At 67.0% G+C, this 23,798-nt stretch carries 18 protein-coding genes; 11 read left to right on the top strand and 7 right to left on the bottom strand.

Features of this window, described 5'->3' with window-relative positions; genetic code table 11:
- Positions 1–4 precede the first annotated feature (4 nt).
- A complete protein-coding gene (pdxR, locus tag AC3WS4_RS07320) occupies positions 5–1,471 on the bottom strand; it encodes a MocR-like pyridoxine biosynthesis transcription factor PdxR (RefSeq protein WP_056345019.1) in 1,467 nt (488 codons plus the stop codon).
- 214 nt (positions 1,472–1,685) lie between these two features.
- On the opposite strand from pdxR, the gene AC3WS4_RS07315 reads away from it, so the two are divergent.
- The 8 genes from AC3WS4_RS07315 to AC3WS4_RS07280 are packed head-to-tail and all read left to right on the top strand — an operon-like array spanning position 1,686 to position 12,333.
- Positions 1,686–2,285, top strand: a complete 600-nt coding sequence (locus AC3WS4_RS07315; RefSeq protein WP_235535591.1) for an FMN-binding negative transcriptional regulator — start codon at positions 1,686–1,688, stop codon at positions 2,283–2,285.
- Positions 2,282–3,670 (top strand): amidohydrolase family protein, encoded by a 1,389-nt coding sequence (locus AC3WS4_RS07310; RefSeq protein WP_492735361.1) that lies wholly within the window; start codon positions 2,282–2,284, stop codon positions 3,668–3,670. Before AC3WS4_RS07315 ends, AC3WS4_RS07310 begins: the two co-directional genes overlap by 4 nt.
- A complete protein-coding gene (locus AC3WS4_RS07305; protein WP_492735363.1) occupies positions 3,667–4,935 on the top strand; it encodes an amidohydrolase family protein in 1,269 nt (422 codons plus the stop codon). Before AC3WS4_RS07310 ends, AC3WS4_RS07305 begins: the two co-directional genes overlap by 4 nt.
- Positions 4,935–5,711: a pyrroline-5-carboxylate reductase gene (proC, locus tag AC3WS4_RS07300; protein ID WP_492735365.1), complete on the top strand. Its 777-nt coding sequence runs from the start codon at positions 4,935–4,937 to the stop codon at positions 5,709–5,711. Before AC3WS4_RS07305 ends, proC begins: the two co-directional genes overlap by 1 nt.
- A 39-nt stretch (positions 5,712–5,750) precedes the next feature.
- Entirely contained in the window at positions 5,751–7,088 is a 1,338-nt protein-coding gene (locus AC3WS4_RS07295; RefSeq protein ID WP_492735367.1) for an MFS transporter, read from the top strand.
- 28 nt (positions 7,089–7,116) lie between these two features.
- The gene (locus AC3WS4_RS07290) at positions 7,117–8,166 is read left to right on the top strand and encodes a hypothetical protein (RefSeq protein WP_492735369.1); all 1,050 of its coding nucleotides are present in this window, start codon (positions 7,117–7,119) and stop codon (positions 8,164–8,166) included.
- Positions 8,167–8,179: 13 nt separating this feature from the next.
- Positions 8,180–11,389 carry an amidohydrolase family protein gene (locus AC3WS4_RS07285; protein ID WP_492735371.1) on the top strand — a complete coding sequence of 1,070 codons (3,210 nt, stop codon included), beginning with the start codon at positions 8,180–8,182 and terminating at the stop codon, positions 11,387–11,389.
- Positions 11,371–12,333: an alpha/beta hydrolase fold domain-containing protein gene (locus tag AC3WS4_RS07280; protein ID WP_492735373.1), complete on the top strand. Its 963-nt coding sequence runs from the start codon at positions 11,371–11,373 to the stop codon at positions 12,331–12,333. Before AC3WS4_RS07285 ends, AC3WS4_RS07280 begins: the two co-directional genes overlap by 19 nt.
- On the opposite strand, the gene AC3WS4_RS07275 is transcribed toward AC3WS4_RS07280, so the two are convergent.
- Positions 12,334–13,524, bottom strand: a complete 1,191-nt coding sequence (locus tag AC3WS4_RS07275) for a CaiB/BaiF CoA transferase family protein (RefSeq protein ID WP_492735375.1) — start codon at positions 13,522–13,524, stop codon at positions 12,334–12,336.
- Between the two features lie 325 nt (positions 13,525–13,849).
- Here AC3WS4_RS07275 and AC3WS4_RS07270 point away from each other — a divergent pair, with 325 nt between their 5' ends.
- Together AC3WS4_RS07270 and AC3WS4_RS07265 are read left to right on the top strand one after the other, a co-directional pair.
- Positions 13,850–15,907: a TonB-dependent siderophore receptor gene (locus AC3WS4_RS07270; protein WP_492735377.1), complete on the top strand. Its 2,058-nt coding sequence runs from the start codon at positions 13,850–13,852 to the stop codon at positions 15,905–15,907.
- 96 nt (positions 15,908–16,003) lie between these two features.
- Positions 16,004–17,941 carry an NAD(P)-binding protein gene (locus tag AC3WS4_RS07265; protein WP_492735379.1) on the top strand — a complete coding sequence of 646 codons (1,938 nt, stop codon included), beginning with the start codon at positions 16,004–16,006 and terminating at the stop codon, positions 17,939–17,941.
- A gap of 3 nt (positions 17,942–17,944) precedes the next feature.
- Here AC3WS4_RS07265 and AC3WS4_RS07260 read toward each other — a convergent pair whose 3' ends face one another.
- The 4 genes from AC3WS4_RS07260 to AC3WS4_RS07245 form a co-directional block, all read right to left on the bottom strand.
- A complete protein-coding gene (locus AC3WS4_RS07260) occupies positions 17,945–18,616 on the bottom strand; it encodes a Fe2+-dependent dioxygenase (RefSeq protein ID WP_492735381.1) in 672 nt (223 codons plus the stop codon).
- 11 nt (positions 18,617–18,627) lie between these two features.
- A complete protein-coding gene (locus tag AC3WS4_RS07255) occupies positions 18,628–19,254 on the bottom strand; it encodes a hypothetical protein (protein WP_492735383.1) in 627 nt (208 codons plus the stop codon).
- A gap of 130 nt (positions 19,255–19,384) precedes the next feature.
- Positions 19,385–20,467 carry a PepSY-associated TM helix domain-containing protein gene (locus tag AC3WS4_RS07250; RefSeq protein ID WP_492735385.1) on the bottom strand — a complete coding sequence of 361 codons (1,083 nt, stop codon included), beginning with the start codon at positions 20,465–20,467 and terminating at the stop codon, positions 19,385–19,387.
- Entirely contained in the window at positions 20,464–20,880 is a 417-nt protein-coding gene (locus AC3WS4_RS07245; protein WP_492735387.1) for a GntR family transcriptional regulator, read from the bottom strand. Before AC3WS4_RS07245 ends, AC3WS4_RS07250 begins: the two co-directional genes overlap by 4 nt.
- A gap of 278 nt (positions 20,881–21,158) precedes the next feature.
- On the opposite strand from AC3WS4_RS07245, the gene AC3WS4_RS07240 reads away from it, so the two are divergent.
- The gene (locus AC3WS4_RS07240) at positions 21,159–22,898 is read left to right on the top strand and encodes an amidohydrolase (protein ID WP_492735389.1); all 1,740 of its coding nucleotides are present in this window, start codon (positions 21,159–21,161) and stop codon (positions 22,896–22,898) included.
- Between the two features lie 17 nt (positions 22,899–22,915).
- On the opposite strand, the gene AC3WS4_RS07235 is transcribed toward AC3WS4_RS07240, so the two are convergent.
- On the bottom strand, positions 22,916–23,779 hold the full coding sequence (locus AC3WS4_RS07235; RefSeq protein ID WP_187140012.1) for an alpha/beta hydrolase: 864 nt from the start codon (positions 23,777–23,779) through the stop codon (positions 22,916–22,918).
- Between the last annotated feature and the right edge of the window lie 19 nt (positions 23,780–23,798).

Below are 23,798 nucleotides of genomic sequence, written 5' to 3'. Positions count from 1 at the left end.
GGCGTCAGCCCGCGGCCGCCTTGCGCAGCGCGGCGAGCGCGGTGCGCGCTTCATAGCTGTTCAGGCTGGCAAAACCGATCCGCAGCCCACGCGGCGCATCGGGATGCGTCATGAACGAGCGCGACGAGGCGAAGCGCAGGCCCATCGCCGACGCCCGCGCCTCCATCTGGTCGAGGTCGATATCCCCGAACCGCAGCCAGAAGGCGAGCCCGCCGTCGGGCATCTTGTACTGGACGATATCGCCGAGCGTCTTGTCGAGTTCGGCCGCGAAATTCTCGCGCCGTTCGGAATAGACCTGCCAGACCTTGCGCGCATGGCGGCGCAGTTCGCCATTCTCGATCAGCTCCGCCGCGGCATCCTCGGTCAGCGCATTGCCCATGCCGTCGGTCAGCGAGACGCGGTGCGCGATCGCATCGACGATGGCGGGGGGCGCCGCGACATAGCCGATGCGCAGCGCCGGCAGCAGCAGCTTCGACATCGACCCGACATAGATGACCTGACCCGGCCCATAGCTCGCGAGCGGCAGCAGCGGCTGCGAATGGAAATGAAACTCGTGATCATAGTCATCCTCGATGATCGCGAAGCCGAACTGGCGCGCGAGTTCGAGCAAGCGGAGCCGGCGTTCGGGGCGCAGCGAGACCGTCGTCGGAAACTGGTGGTGCGGGGTCACGAACACCGCGCGCACAGCGTTGCGGCGGCACGCATGCTCGACCGCGTCGATGTCGATCCCGTCCTCGTCGAGCCCGACCGGCACGATATTGGCGCCAAAGGCCCGAAACGCAGCGACCGCCGGCTCATAGGTCAGCGCCTCGACGACCACCGAATCGCCGGGGCGAAGCAGGACTTGCGAGGCGAGGAAAATCCCGTTCTGGCTGCCCCGCGTGATGCAGATATTTTCGGCGGTCACCGAAAGCCCGCGCTGGCCGCGCAGCATCGACGCGATGCCCTCGCGCAGTGCGGGGGACCCGCGCGGGTCGCCATATTGGAAGCCGTTGATCTCGGCGGCCCGGTTCGTCGCGCCGCGATAGGCGCGCGCCAACAATTCGGTGGGAAAAAGCCGCCCGTCGGGGGCGCCCTCGTCGATCTTCAGCCCCGATCCGCCGGGCAGCGCGATCGGCCGCGCCGGCGGCTCGGAATAGCGATAGTCGACCCGCACGCTGCTCATCGTCAGTTCGACATCGCCCTGCTGACGCTTGACCGGGTCGGGCAGCGCTGCCGCGACCATCGTCCCGCGCGTGCCGGCGGAATCGAGCCAGCCCTGCGCGATGAGATCCTCATAGGCGAAAACGACGGTCTTGCGGTTGACCCCCAATATCTTCGCCATTTCGCGGCTGCTGGGCAGATAGGTCCCCGATGTCAGCTTGCCGCGCTCGATGTCGCGAATCAGCGCCTGGATGATCTGCATATAGATGGGGGTCTCGCGCGACGGATCGATCCGTTCGCTGAGGCTCACCTGCCAGGGTCGGAGCATTGGACCAGTCCTTTCCGAAGAAATCCTTCGAGTCGGGAGCCAAGGGTAACGAGGGCAGGGCGGCGCGGCAAGTGCCCGCTGGTCCCCCCAGCTTTCTTTTTTTGGTGCTTGTCGGAGAGCCAAGGCTGCTCGACAAGAACGGTACGACGGGGTGCGTGCCGGGCCGGCGATGAGTCGCGGGGCGGAGCACGAAAGGCTTTTCTCAGGGGGCGGCGTGACGCTTTTCGAACGATTTGACGGGGCCGATGTACGCAAGCTGGTGGAGGATTATCCGCTCGCCTGGGTTTGCGGCGGCGGCGCGGCCGACATCGAGGCGAGCCTGTTGCCGCTGATCGGCCGCTTCGACGCGCAAGGGGACCTGGTCGAACTGATCGGCCACCTCATGCGGACCAACCCGCTTCATGCCGCACTCCTGTCCGATCCGCGCGCGACGATCCTCTTTCAGGGTCCGGACAGCTATGTCAGTCCCGAACATGCGGGGCTTCGCGACTGGGCGCCGACCTGGAACTATGCGCAGATCAAGGTCCGCGCCGAGGTCCGCTTCGACGAGGCCTTGACCGAACCCTCGCTCGACCTGCTCATCGACGCGATGGAAAAGGGGCGGCTCCAGCCCTGGTCGAAGGAAGAGCTTGGCGAGCGCTACCATGGCATGCTCGGCCGCATCATCGGATTTCGTGCGACGGTCACCGGGCTGACGGGTAAGTTCAAGCTCGGGCAGGACGAAAGCAAGGAGGCGCTGGCATCGATCCTCGGGACGCTTCCCGACGCGGCGATGACGGACTGGATGCGGCGGTTCAACGGGGGGCGATCATGAGCATGAAGCGGATCGGACTGCTTGCCGCGATCGGCGCGATCCTGTGCACGGCCGGCCCGGCGGGGGCGCAGCGCCAGGCTTCATGGCCGTGGCAGCAGGACCCTTTCCCGAGCCGCTATCACGCGCCTCCGGCGGACGACATGCTGCTGCGCGGCGCGACCATCCTCGACGGTGTCGGCGGGCGGATCGAGGGCGGGGACATCCTCCTTCGCGGCGGCAAGATCGTCGCGCTGGGCCGGAATCTCGCGAACCCCGGCGTCCGCGAGGTCGATGCGCGCGGGCGCTGGATCACCCCCGGGGTGATCGACGTCCACACGCACAACGGCACCTTCGTGCTGCCGCTCACCGCGATCGACCGCGAAGCCTCCGACGTGTCGGAGGTCAGCACCCCCAATGCGGCCGACACCTGGATCGAAACCGCGGTCAACGCGCAGGACATGGCGTTCGACCGGGCGCTCGCGAACGGCGTGACCACGACCCAGATATTGCCCGGCTCGACTCCGATCTTCGCGGGCCGCTCGGTGGTGGTGAAACCGGTTCGCGGCGCGACCGTGTGGGATATGAAGGTGACCGGCGGGGTGCAGGGCTTCAAGATGGCGTGCGGCGAAAATCCCAAGAGCTGGGGCGCCGACGACGACAATGAAGGCCCGACGAGCCGGCAGGGCGTGATCAGCTATATGCGGCAGGAATTCCTCGACGCGCAGCGCTACAAGCGCGCAGTCGAACAGGCGCGCGCCGGGGCAGGCACCATGCCGCCGCGCGACCTGAAGCTGGAAGCGGTCGCCGGCATCCTCGCGGGTGATGTCCGCGTCAATCTCCACTGCTACCGCGCGGGCGATATCGCGGCGGTGTTGTCGATCGCGAAGGAGTTCGGTTTCCGCATCGGCGCGATCCATCACGCGACCGAGGCGTACAAGATTCCCGGCCTGCTGCGCGAGGCGGGGACCTGCGCCGCGGTGTGGGCCGATTGGTGGGGCTTCAAGGTCGAGGCGCAGGACGCGATCCGCGCCGAGGCGCCGTTGCTCGAACGCGCCGGGGTGTGCGTGATGATGCATTCGGATTCGGCGAACGACGGCCAGCGGCTCAATATCGCGGCGGCGAAGGCGGCGGCGGCGGGGCGCCGGATCGGCATCGACACGCCCGCCGAGACGATGATCAAATGGACGACGAGCAACCCGGCGAAGCTGCTCGGGCTCGAGAAACGCATCGGCACGCTGGCCCCGGGTTTCGAGGCCGATATCGTCCTCTGGTCGGGCGATCCGTTCAGCATCTACAGCCGCGCGGACCTTGTCCTCATCGGCGGCGCGATCGCCTGGGACCGGTCGAAGCCGCGCACGGAGCCGATATCCGATTTCGAACTCGGGCGCGGAGGGATCGGCCAGTGAGAACGCTCGTCAGCCTGCTCGCGCTCGCGCTCGCCACCCCCGCTGCGGCGCAGACGATCGCGGTGATCCACGCCGACGCCTGGACGATGGACGCCGATACGCCGGTCCGCGACGCGACGATCGTCATCGACAACGGGCGCATCACCTCGGTCGCGGCGGGCGGAGGCGTGCCCGACGGCGCAACGATCATCGACGCGCGCGGCAAGCCCGTGACGCCGGGCCTCGTCAACGGCGCGACCCAGATCGGCCTCGTCGAGATAGCGGGGTCGCCCGATACCAGTGACACCGGCTCGGCCGACGAACGCAATCCGGGCAATGACGTCAGCCGGGCGCTCAACGGCAATTCGACGCTCGTCGGCCTCGCGCGCGCCGACGGGATCACGCGCGCACTGATCTTCCCTTCGCCCTCGCGTCACGCCCCTTTCAGCGGCGAGCCGGCGCTCGCTCGGTTGCGCGACGGGGTCGACATTCTCGATAAACCCAATGTCGGCGTCTACGCCGTCATCGGCGGCGGCGCGTGGGACCGGCTCGGTTCGCGCGGCGTGCAATGGGCGGCGCTGCGCAAGGCGCTCGACGAGGGCAAGCGCGGCCTCGCACCGCCGCCTCCGGCCGACAAAAAGAAGGACCGCAAGGGTGGCGCCCCGGCGGGCGGCCCGCCCGGCGCCCGGCCCGGCGAGGACCTGATTCGTGGCGTTCTGCAGAGCCAGATGCCGCTGGCGATCCAGACCAACCGCGAATCCGATATCCGGCAGGCGGCGGCGCTGGCATCGGATTTCGGGATCCGGGTGATCGTCGTCGGCGGGGCCGAGGCATGGCGCGCAGCCGACGTTCTTGCCGCGGCCAAGGTCGACGTGATCCTCGATCCGGTCGCGAACCTGCCGTTCAGTTTCGACCAGCTCGGCTCGCGGCAGGATAATGCCGCGATCCTGACCAAGGCCGGCGTGCGCGTCGCGGTCGGACAGGCGGGCGGCGCGATCCACGCGACCTATAATGCGGGCATGGGGCTGCGCGAAGGCGCCGGTCTCGCGGTCGCCAACGGCCTGCCCTATATCGACGCGCTGCGCGCGGTGACGATCAATCCGCTGGCGATCTGGGGCCGCGGCGGCGGGACGCTGGTGCCCGGCGCCGATGCCGACCTCGTCGTCTGGGACGGCGATCCGCTCGAACCCTCCTCTATCGCGCTGCATGTCATCGTCGAAGGCCGCGAGACCGAGAGCCGCTCGCGGCAGGACAGGCTGGCCGAACGCTACAGGGACGCGCGCTGATGCCTGTGTTTCTCGTCGGTTGCGGACGCATGGGCGGCGCGATGGCGCGCGGCTGGGCGGGCAGCGAAGCGATATTCGTCCACGATCCGCTCGCCGAAGCGCTCCCCGATGGCGCCACGCGCGTCGACCGGCTCGACACGATCGCGCCCGCCGATCTCGTGGTCGTGCTCGCGGTCAAGCCGCAGGTCTTCGCATCGCTGGCGCCGTCGCTCGGGCCGCTTGCCGCCGGCGGCGCGCTGTTCGTCTCGATCATGGCGGGGATCACGCTGGCAGGACTGAGCGGCGCGCTTTCGGGTTCGCGGCGGATCGTTCGCGCGATGCCCAACACCCCCGCCGCGATCGGCCGCGGTATCACCGCCGCCGCTGCGGGCGAAGCGATCGACGCCACAGACCGCGCCCGCGTCGAAACCCTGCTCGCCCCGACCGGCGCGCTGCTCTGGCTCGACGACGAGGCGCAGATGGACGCGGTGACCGCGCTGTCGGGGAGCGGCCCGGCCTATTTTTTCCGTTTTACCGAGGCGCTGGCGCTGGCGGGCGAAAAAGCGGGCCTGCCGCCGCCGCTCGCGATGCAACTCGCTCGCACGACCTTTACCGGCGCCGCCGCGCTGGCCGAACAGGACGCCGCTGAACTGGCAGAGCTTCGGCGCCAGGTGACGAGCCCCGGCGGCACCACGGCGGCGGGGCTTGGCGAGATGGACCGCGACGATGCGATCGACCGGCTCGCCGCGGCGGTGGTCGGGGCCGCGGCGGCGCGTTCGCGCGCGCTTGCCGATTGACCCGAACGGACCGGCGCCGATGCCGGCAGGGAGACGATGATGTCCGATAGGTCCGGCCTGGCCGGCGTAACGGCCGATCCCGACGCCGCGCCCGCCCCGCGCCCGGCGGCGCCGGACGCGCTCGATCGCCGGACGCGCGCGCGCGCGGCGGTGGCCGGGTCGGCGGGCAATCTGATCGAATGGTATGATTTTTACGCCTATGCCTACACTGCGCTCTATTTCGCCTCTGCTTTCTTTCCCGAAGGCGACCGCACCGCGCAGTTGATCAATGTCGCCGCCATCTATGCGGCGGGGTTCCTGATCCGTCCGCTCGGGGGCTGGTATTTCGGGCGCTATGCCGACCGCCACGGGCGCCGCGCCGCGATGATCGCCTCGGTACTGCTGATGGGCGCGGGCTCGCTGCTCGTCGCGATCCTGCCGACCTATGCGACGATCGGCGCCGCGGCGCCCGCGCTGCTGCTGGTGGCGCGATTGATGCAGGGCTTTTCGACCGGCGGCCAATATGGCGCGGCGGCGACCTATCTCAGCGAGATCGCCGAGCCGGGCAAGCGCGGCTTTTACGCCTCGTTCCAGTTCGTGACGCTGATCGGCGGACAATTGTTCGCGCTGCTTACGGTCTTCCTGCTCCAGACGGCGATGAGCGACGTGGCGATCCGCGAATGGGGCTGGCGCATTCCCTTCTTCCTCGGCGCGGTGCTGGCCGGCGTGTTCATCCTGTTCCGCGATGCGATGCACGAGACGGCGGAACCAGCGGGCAAGGGCGACGAGGCGGGATCGCTCCGGACGCTGATGCAGCATCCGCGCGCGATGCTGACGGTGATGGCGCTCAGCGCGGCGGGGGCGGTGACGCTCTACACCTTCACCACCTATATGCAGAAATATCTGGTCAACACTGCGGGCATGGACGTGACGATCGCGAGCCGGACGATGCTGATCGTCACCTTCGCCTTCCTGCTGCTCCAGCCGCTGCTCGGTCTGTTGTCGGACCGGATCGGGCGGCGAACCAACCTCCTGATCTTCAGCGGCGGGATGGCCCTGTTCGCGGTGCCGCTGCTCGGTGCGATCGGCAAGGCGCAGACGATGGGCAGCGCGCTGCTGCTGATATTCGCGGCGCTCGCGATCATGAGTTTCTACACCTCGGTCTCGGGGCTGTTCAAAGCCGAGCTGTTCCCCGCCAATGTTCGCGCCCTCGGCGTCGGGCTCGGCCATGCGATCGCGTCGGCGATTTTCGGCGGTACCGCCGAATATGCGGCGCTGACGCTCAAGCAGATGGGGCACGAACAGGTCTTCGCCTGGTATGTCTCGGCGGTCTGCGCGGTCGCGTTCGTCGTCGCGCTGCGCATGCGCGAACCGCGCGCGCACGGCCATCTTCATTGATCCATTCCTCGAAACCGGAGTTCTCCCGATGAAACCGATCTCGCTTCTCTGGGCCGCCGCGCTGCTGTGCGGCGCCCCGGCCCTCGCGCAGGACGCGGCGCCCGATCTGCCTTATGCGATGACGAACAGCGTGACGCTGCCGAGCGGCGATACGGGCTGGGATTATGTGAAGTTCGAACCCGGCACCTCGCGGTTGTTCATGGCGCGGCTGAAGGATGGGCTGACCGTCTATGACGTCGATTGCGGGCAAGCCGTCGCGACGATCGAAAATTCGGTCGGCGCCAACGGCCCGATCCTGCTTCCGAAATATAATCGCGGCTATGTTGCGATGGCCGACGGCTCGCTGCTGAGCTTCGATCTCAAGACGCTGAAACTCATCGCGCGGACGCCGCTCGCCGGCGACGGCGGGCTCAACAGCGGCTCGCTCGATCCCGCGACGGGGCAGCTTCATATCATCACCGGCACCCGGCCCAGCGAGGCGACCTGGTTCAGCCTCGACGCCGCGACGGGCAAGCTGCTGCGGACGACGCGCTTTCCCTTTCGCAAGATGGACGATCCCGCCGCTGACGGCAAAGGCCATCTCTATGCGCCCGCCCGGCTCGACGGCCTCGTCCTCCGGCTCGATTCGGCGACGCTCAAGGAACAGGCGCGCTGGGACGTCGGCTGCAATGTGTCGAAGATGAAATATCTCGCCGCGACCGACCGCCTGCTCGGTGCGTGCGGCGGCGACAAACCCGCGGTGTTCCTGATGGATCCGGCAAGCGGCGCCATCCTGTCGCGCGTGCCGATCGGCAAGGGGCTCGACGCGCTCGCCTATGACGAAGAGCGCGAGCGGATCGTCAGCAGCAATTACGAAGGGTCGATGACGGTCATCCAGCGCGACGGGCCCGACAGCCTGCGTGTCGTCGCCACGATCCGCACCGCGTTCGGCGCCCGCATGATGGACATCGATCATCGCACCGGCCGTCTCTATCTGGTCAATGCGGACTCGACCGATTTTCCCGGCAAGGATGGCGGCGAAGAAGTGACGCGCTACCATCCCGACAGCTTCCGGGTCGAGACATGGCAACCAAATTGAAGGGGGCAGCGATATGAAACGCGCGATATGGGGACTGGTATCGGCATGGGCGCTGGCGATGCCGGTGGCGACCTTCGCCGCCGACGAAACCGCGCTGCCGATGAAGCCCGCAAGAACGCTCGACTATCAGGTGTCGAGCGGCACCTTCATGTCGCTGGCGATCTCGCCCGACGGCAAGACGATCCTCTTCGACATGCTCGGCGAAATCTATGCGTTGCCCGCTGCCGGCGGCAAGGCGGTGCCGATCGCGACGGGCATGGCGTTCGAGGTGCAGCCGACCTTTTCGCCCGACGGGCAATGGATCGCCTATGTCAGCGATCGCTCGGGCGGCGATAATGTCTGGATCGCGCGCACCGATGGCAGCGGCGCGCGGCGGATCAGCGACGAAGACGAGGGCGCGGTGCGCACCTCGCCCGAATGGAGTGCCGACGGAAAGTCGATCTATGTCAGCCGCCACCGTATCCGCATCGATCGCTATGAATTGTGGCGCCATCCGGTCGATGGCGGGCCGGGCGAACTGGTTGCGCCGGCCAAGCCGTCCGCCGATGCACCGCGCGATGCCTGGCAAAGCACGCTTGGCGCCGCAGCGTCGCGCGACGGCAAATATCTCTATTTCGCCCGCCGCGTCGGTGACAATGATTTTGCCGAACCGGTGGCATGGACGATCGTCCGCCGCGATCTGGCCACCGGCGCCGAACAGACCGTCGTCGGCAATTCGGGCGGGCGCGAGGCGGGGAAGGAGACTTTCTTCCGACCTGCGATTTCGCCCGACGGCAGAAAACTCGCCTATGCGACGCGGCGGTTAGCGGAGACGCGGCTGCGGTTGCGCGACCTCGCGACCGGCGACGACCGCGATCTGGGACCCGCGCCCGCCGACCTGATGAACGGCGCAGCCTCGCTCGACCTGATCCCGCGCTACGCCTTCACACCCGACGGCCAGGCGATCTTGATCGCCTGGCAGGGGCGGATCGAGCGGCGGCCGATCGACGGGTCGGCGACGACGCCGGTGCCTTTCACCGCGCGGCTGAAGCTGGCGGTCGGGCCGAGCACGCGGATCGGTTTTCGAGAGGACACCGGCCCGGTACGCGCCAAATTGTTGCAGGGGACGTCGCCGTCGCCTGACGGCCAGCGCGTCGCCTATGCCGCGCTCGGCAGCGTCTATGTCCAGCCGGTCGATGGCGGCAAGGCGCTGCGCCTGCCGATCAGCGGCGACCCCGCCTCGCTGCCGGGTTGGAGCCCGGACGGGTCGCGCATCGCCTATGTCACCTGGAGCGAGCGCGCGGGCGGCGCGGTGTGGAGCATCGCCGCCGACGGCTCCGGCACGCCGGTGAAGGTCAGCGATGTTTCGGCCTTCTACACCCATCCCGCCTTCACGCCCGATGGTGCGAATATCCTCGCGGTCCGCTCGCCGGCGGCGGCGCGGCAACAGACCAGCTTCGAATTCGGCACGGTGCGCCCCGCCGACCTCGTGGCATTGCCTGCGGCGGGTGGGCCGGCGCGGGTCGTTACCAGCGGCACGCTCGGCCAGCGGCCGCATTTCGTGCGGGGCGAACCCGGTACGGCCTATCTGCTCGGCAGCGACGGGCTGGTCGCCATCGATCTGGCGCGCGGGACGCAGCGTGTCGTCGCGTCGGTGAAGGCGCAGGACTACTATTTTACCGAGCGGCTCGCCGACGCCGACGACTTGCGGATCAGTCCCGACGGCCAATGGATCGCGGCGCAGACGAGCGAACAGCTGTATGTGCTGCCCGTGCCCGCCGATCCCAAGGTGGCGGTCGACCTGACCGCCGCCGACACGACGGGGCGGAAGGTCACGCGCATGGGCGCCGACTTCTTCGACTGGCGCGCCGACGGCAGCCTGATCTGGACGGTTGGCAACTATTTGCAGGTCCTGCCTGACGCCAAGGCGACCCCGCCCGCGAAACATGTCGAACTCGTCGCCGAAATGCCGCGCGCCCGGCCGGCGGGCAGCCTCTTGCTGCGCGGTGCGCGGGCGCTGACGATGGCGGGCGGCGACAAGATCGTCGACGATGCCGACATTTTGATCGGCGGCGACCGGATCGTGGCCGTCGGGCCGCGTGGCAGCCTTGCGGTGCCGAGCGGCACGCCCGAGCGTGAACTCGGCGGCAAGACCGTCGTCCCGGGCTTCATCGACGATCATGACCATATCGGCGGGGTGCGCCGCAACGTCATCGGTTACGACGAATGGGACCTGCCGGCACGGCTTGCGTTCGGCGTCACCACGTCCTTCGATCCCTCGACCTTGGGCATCGACCAGATCGCCTATCAGGATCTGATCGATGCGGGGCTGGTGATCGGGCCGCGGCTCCGCTCGACCGGCCCGGCGCTCTTTTCCAAGGAGCGTTTCACCTCGCTCGACCAGGTGCGCGACGTGCTGCGCCGCTATCGCGACGCCTGGGGGCTGCGCAACATCAAGCAATATCGCGGAGAGAGCCGAACCGTGCGGCAATGGATCGCGATGGCGGCGCGCGAACAGGGCATCGTCCCGACGACCGAGGGCAGCCATAATCCCAAGCTGATGCTGACCCAGATCATCGACGGCTATGCCGGCAACGAACATGCGTTGCCGATCACGCCGTTCGGCGAGGATGTCGTCGGCCTCTATCAGCGCATGCGCACCAGCTATGTTGCGACGCTGCTCATCAACACCAGCGGTCCGTCGGGGCGGCATTATTATGTGTCGATGCACGATCCCGCGCTCGATCCCAAGGTGCGGCATTTCTGGTCGCCGTCGGCGATCGCGCACAAGCTCGGTTTCCGGCCCTGGGGTTCGCTCGCGGCGTCGCGCATGCCCGCGCTGGCCGCCGATGCGGCCAAGCTCGCCGAAAGCGGCGCGCTCGTCGGCATGGGATCGCACGGCGACGAGCCGGGGATCGGCTTTCACTACGAAATGGAGGGCCATGCGCTCGGTGGGATGAAGCCGATGGCGGTGCTGCATGCGGCGACTGCCGGGGCGGCGGAGACGATCGGACGGCTCGCCGACATGGGCACCATCGAACCGGGCAAATATGCCGACCTCGTGGTGTTCGACGAAGACCCGCTGACCGATATCCGCAAGACGATGTCGATCAAACTGGTGATGCGCGGCGGGCAATTGTTCGACGCCGCGACGCTCGACGAACTGTGGCCGACCGCGCGCAAGATGCCCGCGTCGCCCTACATCGACGCCGAGAAGGACGCGCAATGGCTGCCGGTGAAATGACGATCGACCCCGAAATCGCGGAATTTCTGGCGATCATGAAGCAGCGCTGGGCGGCGCATCCGCCGTTCGACACGCTCGACTTCCCCGAACAGCGCGCGGTGTCGGAGGCGGTGCGCGCGCATTGGACGGCGGGCGGTCCGGTCATGGCGGAGACGTTCGAACGCCGCTTCGACGCCGGCGCGGGGGAATTGCGCGTCCGCGTCTACCGGCCCGAAGGGGCGGCGGTGCCCGCGCCGGCGCTCGTCTATCTCCACGGCGGCGGCTTCACCCTGTTCTCGATCGACACGCACGACCGGCTGATGCGCGAATATGCCGCGGCGGGCGGCTTCGTGGTGATCGGCGTCGATTATCCGCTGTCGCCCGAACATAAATATCCGGTCGCGCTCGACCGGATCGAGGCGCTGATGCTGTGGCTCGTGGCGCATGGCGCGACGCTAGGGATCGATCCGGCGCGGATCGCGATGGGCGGCGATTCGGCGGGCGCCAATCTCTGCTTCGCGACCGCGCTGCGGCTGCGCGCGCGAGGCGAGGGCGGCCTCGTCCGTGCGATCCTTTCCAACTATGGCTATTTCACGCCCGCGGTCTCCGACCGTGCCGAGGCACTTTTCGGCGGGCCGGGGTCGATCATGGACCGCGCTGAGGCGCAGGGCTATTATGCCAATTATCTCGTCGACAGCGCGGCGGGCGCGCAAGATCCCTTCGCCTGTCCGATCCACGCCGAACTCGCCGGCCTGCCGCCCGTGCTGCTGGTGATCCCCGAATGCGACCTGCTGACCGAGCAGTCGATCGCGATGGAAGCGCGGCTCGAAGCCGCGGGCGTCGATACCGAGGCGCGCATCTATGCCGGGGCGACGCACAGCTTTCTGGAGGCGATGTCGATCGCCGAGGTCGCGCGCCGCGCGATCCGCGACGGTGCCGCCTTCATCCGCCGCCGGTTCGGCTGATCAGGCCGCGCCGACGACGCCGCTGTCGATGAGCGTGTCGATCTCGCCTTCGTCGAGCCCCGCCTCGCGCAGGATCGCACGGCTGTCGGCGCCCAGCGCGCGCGGCGCGACGTCGGGAAGCGGCGCGACGCCGTCGAACAGCACCGGTTGCGGCAGCGTGCGCCGGATGCCGTCGGGATAGTCCGCCGGCACGTCGAAAAAGCCGATCTCGGCCAGATGCGGGTCGTCGAGCATGCCGGGCAGGTCGGGGACACGCGAGCAGGGAATGTCGCGCGCCGTAAGCGCGTCGAGCCATGCGGCGGTCGTCCGCGCCGGCAGGCTCTCAGCGACGATCGCATAGAGGGTGTCGATATGCGCGGGGCGTTGGCGCGGGTCGGCGAACCACGGCTGCGCGATGACGTCGTCGCGGCCGACCTCGATCAGGAAGGACCGCCACTGCCGGTCGGTATAGGGCAGCACCGCGATCCAGCCGTCCGCCGTGCGGAATGGCCGGCGATTGGGCGACAGGATGCGCGGATAGCCGGGTTCGCCGTCGGCCGCGAAGGTCGCGCCCGCGAGATGCTCGTTGAGCAGGAAGGCGGCGAGCGCCTCGAACATCGGAACCTCGACCTTGATCGCGCCGCTCCGCCCGTTCGCGCGCGCCACCAGCGCCGCCATGATGCCATAAACGGCATGCAGCGCCGCGACCTTGTCGGCGAGCACCGTCGGCACGAAGCGCGGATCGGCGCCGGTTGCGGCTTCGAGTCCCGCCAGCCCGCTTGCCGCCTGGATGATGTCGTCGAACGCCGGCCGGTCGCGATAGGGCCCGCGCTGCCCGAAACCGATCGCGGCGCAATGGATGATGCCGGGGTTGATCGCCGCGACCACATCGAAACCGAGTCCCAGCCGCTCGGCGGCATCGACGCGCATATTGTGGAAAAGGACGTCGGCGATGCCGATCAGCCGGTCGAGAGCGGCTTTGCCTTCGGGTTTCTTGAGGTCGATCGCGAGCATCCGCTTGTTGCGGTTGTTGTTGAGGAACAGGGCGCCGCCGCCGGGACCGGCGGGATGGGCGTGGCGCGCGATGTCGCCCTCGAGAGCTTCGACCTTGATCACCTCGGCGCCAAGGTCGGCGAGGATCTGGCCGGCATAGGGGCCGAGCACGACCGCGCCGACCTCGATGATCCGGACCCCTTGCAACAGCGGCAGCATGTCTCTCTCCCTTGGCGATTTTGTTCCCATATAGAGACTAAAATTATCACAAATAGAGATAAAATCTTGCCTTCTGGCAATATGTGCTACCCGGTTCCGGGGGCGTTCAGGTCGCGATGACCGCCGCATTATCCGCAGTTAGCCGCGGGTAAGCGCGTATCGGGAAGCAAAATCCACCCATCAAAGTCGGCTTTTACCCGAATCCGGACAACCACAGAATTTCAGGCGATCTACACTGGCGTGACAAATTCAAGACGACCGGGGAATTTTTGGCTTAGACCGACAGAAAGAAAAGGGGCGTAAGATGCGCGTTTGTCTAGATCGTATGGCTGTGATGCGGGGATCGTTCGGGGTGTCATTGCTGGCGCTGGCCTGCGCGCAGCCGGCCTATGCCCAGTCCGAACCGGTCGATGAATCCGATATCGTGGTGACCGCGACCGCGTCCACGGCGACCAAGACCGACACCCCCATATTGCGCATTCCGCAGGCGATCGAGGTCGTGACGGTCGAGGAGATGCAGGACCGCGGTGCGCAGAATATTCGCGAAGCGCTGAAGTACACGGCGGGCGTCTACAACGGCGGCGACGATTCGCGCGGCGATTTCAACATCGTCCGCGGCTTTGAATCGGTGCTCTATGTCGACGGGCTGAAACGCAACTATGGCTTCGTCTATATGCCGCGCCCCGAAATCGCGACGCTCGAACGCGTCGAGGTCCTCGTCGGCCCGGCCTCGGTGCTTTATGGCGCGGGCAGCTCGGGCGGCCTCACCAACATGCAGAGCAAGCGTCCGCAGTTCGACTTCGGCGGCAGCGCCAGCGTCAGCTATGGCACGTTCGATCGCAAGGAAGCGACCGTCGACGTCACCGGGCCGCTGAGCGATACGCTCGCCGCGCGCTTCGTCGGCGTGGTGCGCGATTCGGACTCACGCATGGACTTCACGCGCAACGACCGCATCGTCGCGCAGGGCGCGCTGACCTGGCGGCCGGGCGACCGCACCGACATCACCGCGATCGGCATCTATCAGGAAGATCACAACCCGCCGAACTATAATGTCATGCCGATCGTCGGATCGCTTTTCGCGCTTCCGGGACAGCGCATCCGGAACTCGAGTTTCTTCGGCGAGCCGGGAATCAACCGCGGTGACAAGGAATATACCGCGGTCTCGCTGCTCGCGACCCACGAATTTTCGGATGCGTTCAGCTTCCGCAGCTCGAGCCGCTATACCTGGGCCAATACCAAGCAGGCCGAATATTATCTGGCCACCTATCTCAGCCCGGGTGGCCCATTGGACCCCTTCCTTCCCGGCACCACGATGGTTCCGCGCAACCTGTTCGCGATCAACATCAAATATCGGACGTTCAACACCGACAATGGCGTGGCGTTCAAGTTCGACACCGGTCCGGTCTCTCACCAGCTGCTCGCCGGCGTCGACTATTCATACTTCAAGCAGGTATCGGGACAGGCGTTCATCGAGAACGCCGGCGCGATCGACGTCTATAATCCGGTTTATGGCAACGCCCCCACGCCGGTCTTCAACTTCTTCAACACCCAGATTCTGAAGCAGACCGGCTTCTATCTGCAGGACCAGGTGGATTTCGGTGAAGTGGCGTCGCTCGTCCTCGGCATCCGGCGCGACCGCTACTCGAAGGTGGATGTTGGTCAGCCGGTGGAAATCACCAAAAAGACGACCAAGCGTGCCGGCTTGACCATCAATGCCACGTCGACGCTGGCGCCCTATATCAGCTATTCGGAATCCTTCCTGCCGATCTCGGGCCTCAACCAGTTCGGTAGCACCTACCAGCCGCTGTCGGGCAAGCAGAAGGAAATCGGGATCAAGTGGCAGCCGCTCCGCACAACGATGCTGCGCGTGTCGCTATACGATCTGAAGGAAAACAATGCGCTCCGCACCGATCCGGCCAATCCGCTGAATCAGATCCAGACCGGCTCGGTCAAGTCGAAGGGCGTTGAGTTTCAGGCCAACCACAATGTCGCCGACGACTTTTCGCTCACCGCGGCCTTCTCCTATGGCAAGGTCCGGCTTTCGGGTGAGGGGCGTCAACGCGACGATACCCCGAAATATCTCGCCAGCATCTTCGGCACCAAGACGGTCGAACTCACCGGCGACATCGACATGCGCCTTGGTGGCGGCGTGCGCTATCAGGGCAAGCAGACGTCGGACCCCTTCGGTGGCGCCTTCGTCGTCGAAACGCCCAGCTACACGCTGGTCGATGCGCTGGTCGCCTTCGACTACAAGGCTTGGACGCTGCAGTTCAACGCGATCAACCTGTTCGACGACGTCTATTATCCGAGCTGCTCGGCCTTCGGGTCGTGCGCCAATGGCGAACCGCGCACGGTGCAGGGGACGCTGAGCTTCCGGTTCTGAACCGAGCATAGCCAAGGTCTTCATGGGGCGGCGGCCGGGGCATCCCCGGCCGCCGTTTTTCTTGGGGCGGACGTGACGCCGAGGAGAGGCAAGACGATGAGCGGACAAAGGTCGGACGAATTGCTGGGCATGGGCAGCCGCATCACGCGGCGCGATTTCTTCAACGGCGCGATGGTGGCGAGCGGCGCGGCGCTGGTTGCGGGTTGCGGTGGCGGACAGGGCGCCGCCGCCGACGGCCCATGGGCGCCCTCGGGTTCGTCCTGGACCGGCTATGGCGGGGTCGGCGACTATGCCTGGTCGAACGGCAATACGCAGGCAGTGGTCGATGCCGCGCACGGCATCCGCGATCGCCTTTACCCCGATCCCGCGACGAAGCCGATCGACGAGGATTTCGATCTGGTGATCGTCGGCGGCGGCTTCTCCGGCATGACCGCAGCCTATGAATTTTCAAAGCGCGCCGGCGAGGGCGTGACCTGCCTGCTCCTCGACAATCATCCGGTGGTCGGCGGCGAGGCGAAGCAGAATGAATTCGACGTCGATGGCCACCGCCTGGTCGCGCCGCAGGGATCGAACGGCGCGATCGTTCCGCACGACAATTATGTGCGCGGCAGCTTTGGCGAAGGCACGTACGACATCTTCACCGACTATTATCGCGAGTTCGGCCTGCCGACGAAATATGACCTCGAACCGCTCGGCGGCGGCGCCGAGAAATATGAACTGACCGACTATCATTTCGGTCCGATGGCCCCGGCGTGGGAGAAGGCTTACGCCACCGGCTATCATTTCCCGGGCACCGGCTGGGTCGCCAATCCGACGACCGATGGCTTTGCAAAGACGCCCTGGCCGGCATCGGCGCAGAAGCAGCTCGACGATTTCGTCGCCGACCGCCGCGATGTCCTGTCAGGGGTGGCGAATCCGGAAGCCTGGCTCGATACGCTCACCTATTACCAGCTGCTCGACAAGCTCGGCTATGGCACCGAGGTCCGCAATTATATCGATCCCGGCATCGCGGTCGGCAATTACGGCGTCTGCGGCAGCGGCATTTCGGCCTTCGCGGCGCACCGGTTGCGGCTCCCCGGCACGACGATCAAGGACAAGGTGATTTCCTCGTCCGACATCGGCCTCGTCTCCTTTCCGGGCGGCAACACCGCCTTCATGCGGATCATGCTGCAACGGATGATTCCCGGTGCGATCCGGACGCAGGAACAAGGGCCGCTGGCCCCGGTCGGCGGCACGATCGACCCTGCGAAGCTCGACCGCGCGGGCAACAAGATCCGCATCCGGTCGGGCTCGACCGCGATCGACGTGCGCCATCCCGGCGATCCGGCCAAGGCCGATCATGCGATCGTCAGCTATGTGCGCGATGGCAAGGTTCGCCGCGTTCGTGCCAGGGCGGTCGTCATGGCGTCGGGCGGCTGGGTGAACCGCAATATCGTTTCCGACATGCCCGAGGGCCACCGCAAGGCCTATGGCGAATTCCAATATGGGCCGGTGATGGTCGCCAATGTCGCGCTCCGCAACTGGCGCTTTTTCGACAAGCTCGGCTTCACCAACACGCGCTGGTTCGATGCGCTCGGCTGGCAGACATCGATCCGGCGCAATGTCGATATGGGCGGGGCGCAAACCTTCACCCCCGACAGCCCGACGGTGCTGACCTTCTACATCCCCTTCCTGCATCCCGATCTGCCCGGCCCGCAGCAGGGGCCGGCGGCGCGCGCGCGGCTGTTCGCGACCAGCTATGCCGACTTCGAACGCCAGCTGCGCGAGCAATTGACCGCGGGCTTCGCCGCCGCGGGTTTCGATGCGAAGCGCGACATCGCGGGGATCATTCTCAACCGCTGGGGCCACGCGTATGTCGCGCCGCAGCCGGGGTTTTATTTCGGCCGCGACGGCGCGCCGCCGCCTTCGGACGTGATCCGCAAGCCGCACGGCCGGATCGTCTTCGCGCACTCCGAACTGCTCGGCGAAATGGCGATGGCGCACGCGATGCACGAGGCGTATCGCGCGGCGGGGCAGATCATGGACATGCTCTAGGACTCAGGTTTCGGCCCACATCCGCCACAGGTCGCTGGTGTTGCGCGTCAGCGTGTCGAACGCCGCGCTCTTGCCGCTCTCGGCGAACATGGTGGCGCGCAGATTCTCCAGTTCGAACAGCACGCGCCGCTTGTCGGCCTCGCGCACCAGGCTCTGGATCCAGCCGACCGCGACGTCGCGCTGCCCGGACGTCACCTTGGCGACCTGGTGCACCGAATTGGCGGGATAGAGGATCGCGGCTCCGGCGGGCAGCTTGAACGATCGCGTACCGGCGGGCTCGTCGATCTCAAGCTCGCCCCCCTCATAGCTTTCGGGATCGGAGAGGAAGAGCGTATAGGCGAGATCGATGCGCGTTTGCGGCGCTTCGCCCATCAGGGCGTTGTCGACATGTGCGCCATAACCCATGCCCTCGGTATAGCGGCTGAACAGGATCGGGCGCATCGTGCGCGGCATCGCCGCCATCGCGAAGAAACGATTGGCCGCCAGCGCTTCGGTGACCATCGCCTGCATCGCGGCATAGTCCTTCGAATCGCCCGCGACCTGCTTGTTTTCCTTCACCCCCGACGCAGCCCAGCCGGCGGTTTCGCGTCCGTCGATGAAGCGCTGCCTGTCCATCATGGCGACCAGCTTGTTCAGCTGGTCGCCAGTCAGGATATCGGGGATGCAAATCAGCAAGATGCCGTTCCCTACATGTCGGGCGCGGCGCCTTTCTTCAGCGCGTGCGCCTTGCCCGAAACGGTGCCGTCGGGCTTCACCATCGCGACGCTATCCATCACGAAGAACATTGTATAGCAGCCCGTGATCTGGGTCTTGCCGGCCCAGGCGATATCGACGCACAGCTTGTTGTCCTCGGCCTTCCAGCTGCCGGTTACCGGCTCGTTGACCTGTGCACTGCACACGCCCTCGTACAGGAGCAGGCCGTCGCCGGGGATTTCCGTCTTGGGGCATTTCTTCACATCGACCGCATCGTAACGGATGTTGTAGCCGCCCACCTTGCCGTTGGCGCTGTACTGGTGCGCATAATGATAGGGGATGGCGAGGGTGTTGCCGGTCAGCGCCTTGCCGATCTGCTCGGTGGTCAGCGCCGGAAAGGACAAAGTCGGCCAGACGCGGTGCGAGCCGATGCCATTCTCGCCGCCCTCGCCGGCCAGCATCAGCGACAGCGCCTTGTCGAAACCGGTCGGATAGACCAGCTCGCTTGGCTGCGGTGCCTGCGGCGCGTTGGGATCGGCCGCCGTCGCCGGCACCGCCATCGTCGTCGCGGCCGCGGCGCCCGCCGCCACCGTCCATAGCTTCATCGTGAACTTCTGCATGTCAAAGACCTCCCTATCGACGACCCAGCCGGCGCCCGATGCGCCGAATCCGCCCTTTGCGAACTCAGCACATCGGGACGGGGTGGTCAGCAGGGTCTTTGGGTAAGCGGGGGGTTCGAAGGGTAATGGGTCAGCCGCGTGCGCGCCGGCGCCACCAGAGCAGCACGCCGAGGACGATGGTGACCGCCAGCCACAGCCCGGTCGCGAGCGACAGGATACGGCCGGCGAGGCCGAGGCCTTCTCCGGTGTGGAGCGGATAGAAGGAAGCGACGACGATCTGGCTCATACTCGCGTCGGTGATCGGCCAGGCGCCGCGGATGCTGCCGTCATTGGCATCGACGATGACCAGGCTGCCGCCATAGCCGCCGCGATACAGTTCGCCCGGTGCCCGCACCCAGGCATGATAGCTGGCGTCCCCGGCCGAGGGCATGGTGGTGCCGACGAAGCGGCTGCCCGGGATCGCGGCGACCGCCGCGCGCGACGCGGCGGCGAAACCGACCGCTTGGCCGGTGGCGCGATTGGGGGGCAGGCTGACCTCCTCGGCGCCGACGAGGCCGCGCACCTGTTCCTCGAACATCACCAGCGTGCCGGACGCTATGATGATCAGGGCGGGAATACCGGCCCACAGGCCCAGCGCCTTGTGCCAGCTATAATAGCCCGCGGCCGAACCCCGCCGCCCGCGCGGGCGCAGCGCATGGCGCCATTGGCCGCGTTTCGGCCAGGCGACGACCAGCCCGAAGATCAGGTTGGTCAGCAGCAACACCCCGCTGACCGCGAGAATCCAATGACCGGCGGTCCCGGCGACGAGCGTCAGATGGACCTCGCGCATCAGCCCGAGGAAGCTGTAATCGTCGGCCGGCGCATTGCGCAGCATCGTCCCGGCGCCGTCGATATAGGCCTTGCGGCTGACGCCCGCCGAATCGTCGTGCAGGATGATATAGCGATCGGACAGCCCGGCGGTCGTCCAGATCCAGTCGACCCTCGCCTTGCCGCCCGCCTCCGCCAGCGTCTCGATCCGCCGCTCGATCGCCGCCGGATCGGTGGGCACGTGCCGTGTCGACAGCATCGCGTCCTCGGCCTCAAAGTGAAAGGTCAGCAGGATTCCCGTCACCGCCTGGACAAGCCAGATCGCGGCGGCGGCAAGCCCCAGCCAGCGGTGCAATTTCACTAGGGTCCGGCGTGTCGTTCCGCTGGCCGGCAAAATATCGGTCATCCCTGGTCTTTCTTTTGAGGCTCTAAGGAAGCGCCGGGCGCAGCGGACGCAAGCCGGAAAGCTGCCCGGTCTCGTCGAGGCTTGCGAAAGCGATAGCCGACCCCGCAGGTGCCCGCATCGGGCGGTGGCGTCGTCGCCGATACCCGGGGCAGCCCCGCTGCAACCGCCGTGCCGCTGGTGCCGAGGCTCGCAAGCCAACCCTGCGCAATCAGATATGCATAGGCCGACACCACCGTTTTCCGGTTGAGGCCCAGGGTCTCCGCCAAATAGCGGCTGCTCGGCAGCCAGGCGCCCGGCATCAGCCGTCCGGCCTCGATGTCGTGGATGATCGCGCTCGCGATCTGGCAATGGAGCGCCTCGCGACGCCTGCGGTCGATGCGGTCGCGCAGGCCGACGTGCCAGTTTTGCAGCATTGCTTCCTCCGCCCGCTGTGCCGAGCGGCCACTATCCGGTGCGCGGCGGGACCGCGAAAGCGACGCGACGGGTAAGGCCGGTCAATATTGGGGAAGGGGCGCCGCGGGGCGGCAAAGGCTTACCCGTCTTCGCCCGCGACTACCCCGGATTTGGATTCGATCCGCAGACGGCTTGCTGGTCATATCGTCGAAGCGCCGCGCCGCGTCGCACGCGCAAATTTATGTCCATCGAAAGCCGGACCTGCAACAAGGTCCATCCAGCGTCCTCGGGAGTGAACATGTCGAAACCTGCCGTCTCCGCCGCTCTCGCCCTCGCGCTGGCCCTGTCCGCCGGCACCGCCGCCGCCCGCGACAAGGCGCCGGCCGACCTGATCCTGACGAATGCACGGGTCTACACGGTCGAGGACAAGCAGCCCTGGGCGGAGGCCGTGGCGATCCGGGACGGCAAGATCGTCGCGGTCGGCAGCGCGACCGCGGTCGGCAAGCTGCGCGGCGCGGCGACGCGCACCGTCGACCTTGGCGGCAAGCTGGTCCTGCCCGCCTTCGGCGACGCGCATGTCCACCCGCTGTTCGGCGCGCTCAGCCGCTCGCGCTGCCCGCTCCAGGACGGCAAGACGATCGCCGATTATCAGGCACTGATCGCCCAATGCGTCGCGGCGGTGCCGGGCGACGGGGCGATCTATGGCATCGGCTGGAGCGACGCGCTGTTTCCACCGAGCGGCATTCCGAACAAGGCCCTGCTCGACGCGGTGTCGACGACACGCCCGCTGATCTTCGAATCGACGGGCGGCCATACCTATTGGCTCAATTCGAAAGCGCTCGCGGTCGCCGGGATCACCCGCGATACCAAGGATCCGGCAAACGGGACGATCGACCGCGACCCCGCCACCGGCGAACCCGTCGGCAGCCTCCAGGAAGCGGCGATGGATCTGGTCAAACATATGATCCCCCCGCCGTCGGCGGCCGAAATCCAGAATTCGATCCTTTATGTCGCCGACCATTTCAACAGCCTCGGCATCGTCAGCTGGAACGACGCCGGGGTCGAATATGATGCCGATGGCGGCAGCGCGATGGTCGACGCCTATAAGGCGGTGCTCGACGCGGGGAAACTGACCAGCCATGTCGCGGTGTCGCTCAAGTGGAAGAATGAACAGGGCATGGAACAATTGCCCGGCCTGCTGCGCGCCGCCGAGCGCGCGAACCGCCTCGGCATTTCAACGCATACGGTCAAATTCTACGTCGACGGCGTGATCCCGCAAAAGACCGCCTTCATGCTCGCGCCCTATGAGAATAGCGGCGACGAGCGCGGCACGCCGCAGATCGCGCCCGACCTCCTGAAACAGGCGGTCACCGCCGTCGATGGCAAGGGCATGCACGCCTTCCTCCACGCGATCGGCGACGGCGGGGTGCATATCTCGCTCGACGCGATCGAGGCGGCGCGCAAGGCGAACGGCGCCAGGCCGACGCACCATATGATCACCCATATGAATGTCGTCGATCCCGCCGACCAGCCGCGCTTCGGCAAGCTGTCGACCTTCGCGCAGTTCCAGCCGACCTGGGCGTCCTGGTACGACTATATGGAGCTGACCGTGGCCGCGATCGGGCCGAAGCGCGCGACCTATATCTACCCCGCCGGCAGCATCGTCCGCGCCGGCGGCAAGCTCGCTTATGGGGCCGACTGGCCGGTCGGCGGCGCCAACCCGCTCGAAGGCATCGAGGTCGCGATGACCCGCCGCACCGCGGGCGACCCGAACGCCAAACCGCTTCTGCCCGACGAAGGCGTCAGCCTGAAGGAAGCCATCGCCAGCCACACGATCAACGTCGCTTATGTCAATGGCTTCGACGCCGTCACCGGGTCGATCAAGACCGGTAAGAGCGCCGACCTTGTCGTGCTTGACAAGGACATTTTCAACCTGCCGGCCTATGAAATCTCGAAGACGAAGGTGCTGGTCACCCTTTTCGAGGGCAAGCCGGTATTCGGCGACTGGACCGACGCGGCAAGTCCCGCCGCCCGCTAGGGCGCGGGACCGCGCGGTCAGGGCCAGCGCATCGCCGCGCGCATCACCGCGGTGATCGACCGGTGTGGCACGCTGATGTGCGTTTCGTCCTCGAGCATCAGCAGTTCGCTGCGCAGCCCTTCGCCCGACAGCGGGGCGAGGCGCGCGGCGAGTGCGGATGTGTCCTGCGCGATCAAGGCGTCGCTCTCGAGCACGCCGGCGATGAGCAGCAGGTGCGTGCGCCGCGCCAGCGCGCCGTCCTTGCCCGCCCGCTCCCGCCAGGCGGCTTCCTCGGCGAGGATCGCCTGATCGTCCCACCAGATCGACGGGCTCGCGGCGACGATGGTGTTGAAGGCGCCGGGGTGGGTGTAAAAGAGGTGGAGCGCGAACAGTCCGCCCAGCGAATGGCCGAACAGCGTCTGGCGCCCGGGATGCACGGCAAAGCGCCGTTCGATCGCGGGTTTGAGCTCGCCAAGCAGGAAGGCGCGAAAGGCGTCGCGACCGCCCGACGGATAGGCCGCGTACAGCTGCTTCAGCGCCGGGGTTGCGATCGGCGCGGTGAAGTCCTGCATCCGGCGCGGATCGTAAATCTGGTCGCCGGGATGGCCGACCCCGACGACGATCATCTTGTCGAGGCCGCGGCCGCCGAAGCCCTGGACGCGCCGCGTCTCGGCGAAGCCCGCGAACATCGCATTGCCGTCGAGGACATAGAGGACCGGATAGCCGCCCTCGGGCGCCGGACCCGCAGGGCGCGAGACGAAGATGCGGTAGGTTCGGCCGGTGGCCGAGACCATGTCCCATGTCTCGGTTTCGGGCATGGCATAGGGTGCGGCGGGCGGCTGCGCGGTGGCGAGCGACGCGGGGGTAAGCGCGAGCGCGAGACCGGCGGCGATGGCTTTCATGTCGATCCCCTTCGAGCCC

The organism is Sphingopyxis sp. EU05-FHT14B03, assembly GCF_058790875.1.
This window is presented reverse-complemented; position numbering and strand designations above follow the sequence as displayed.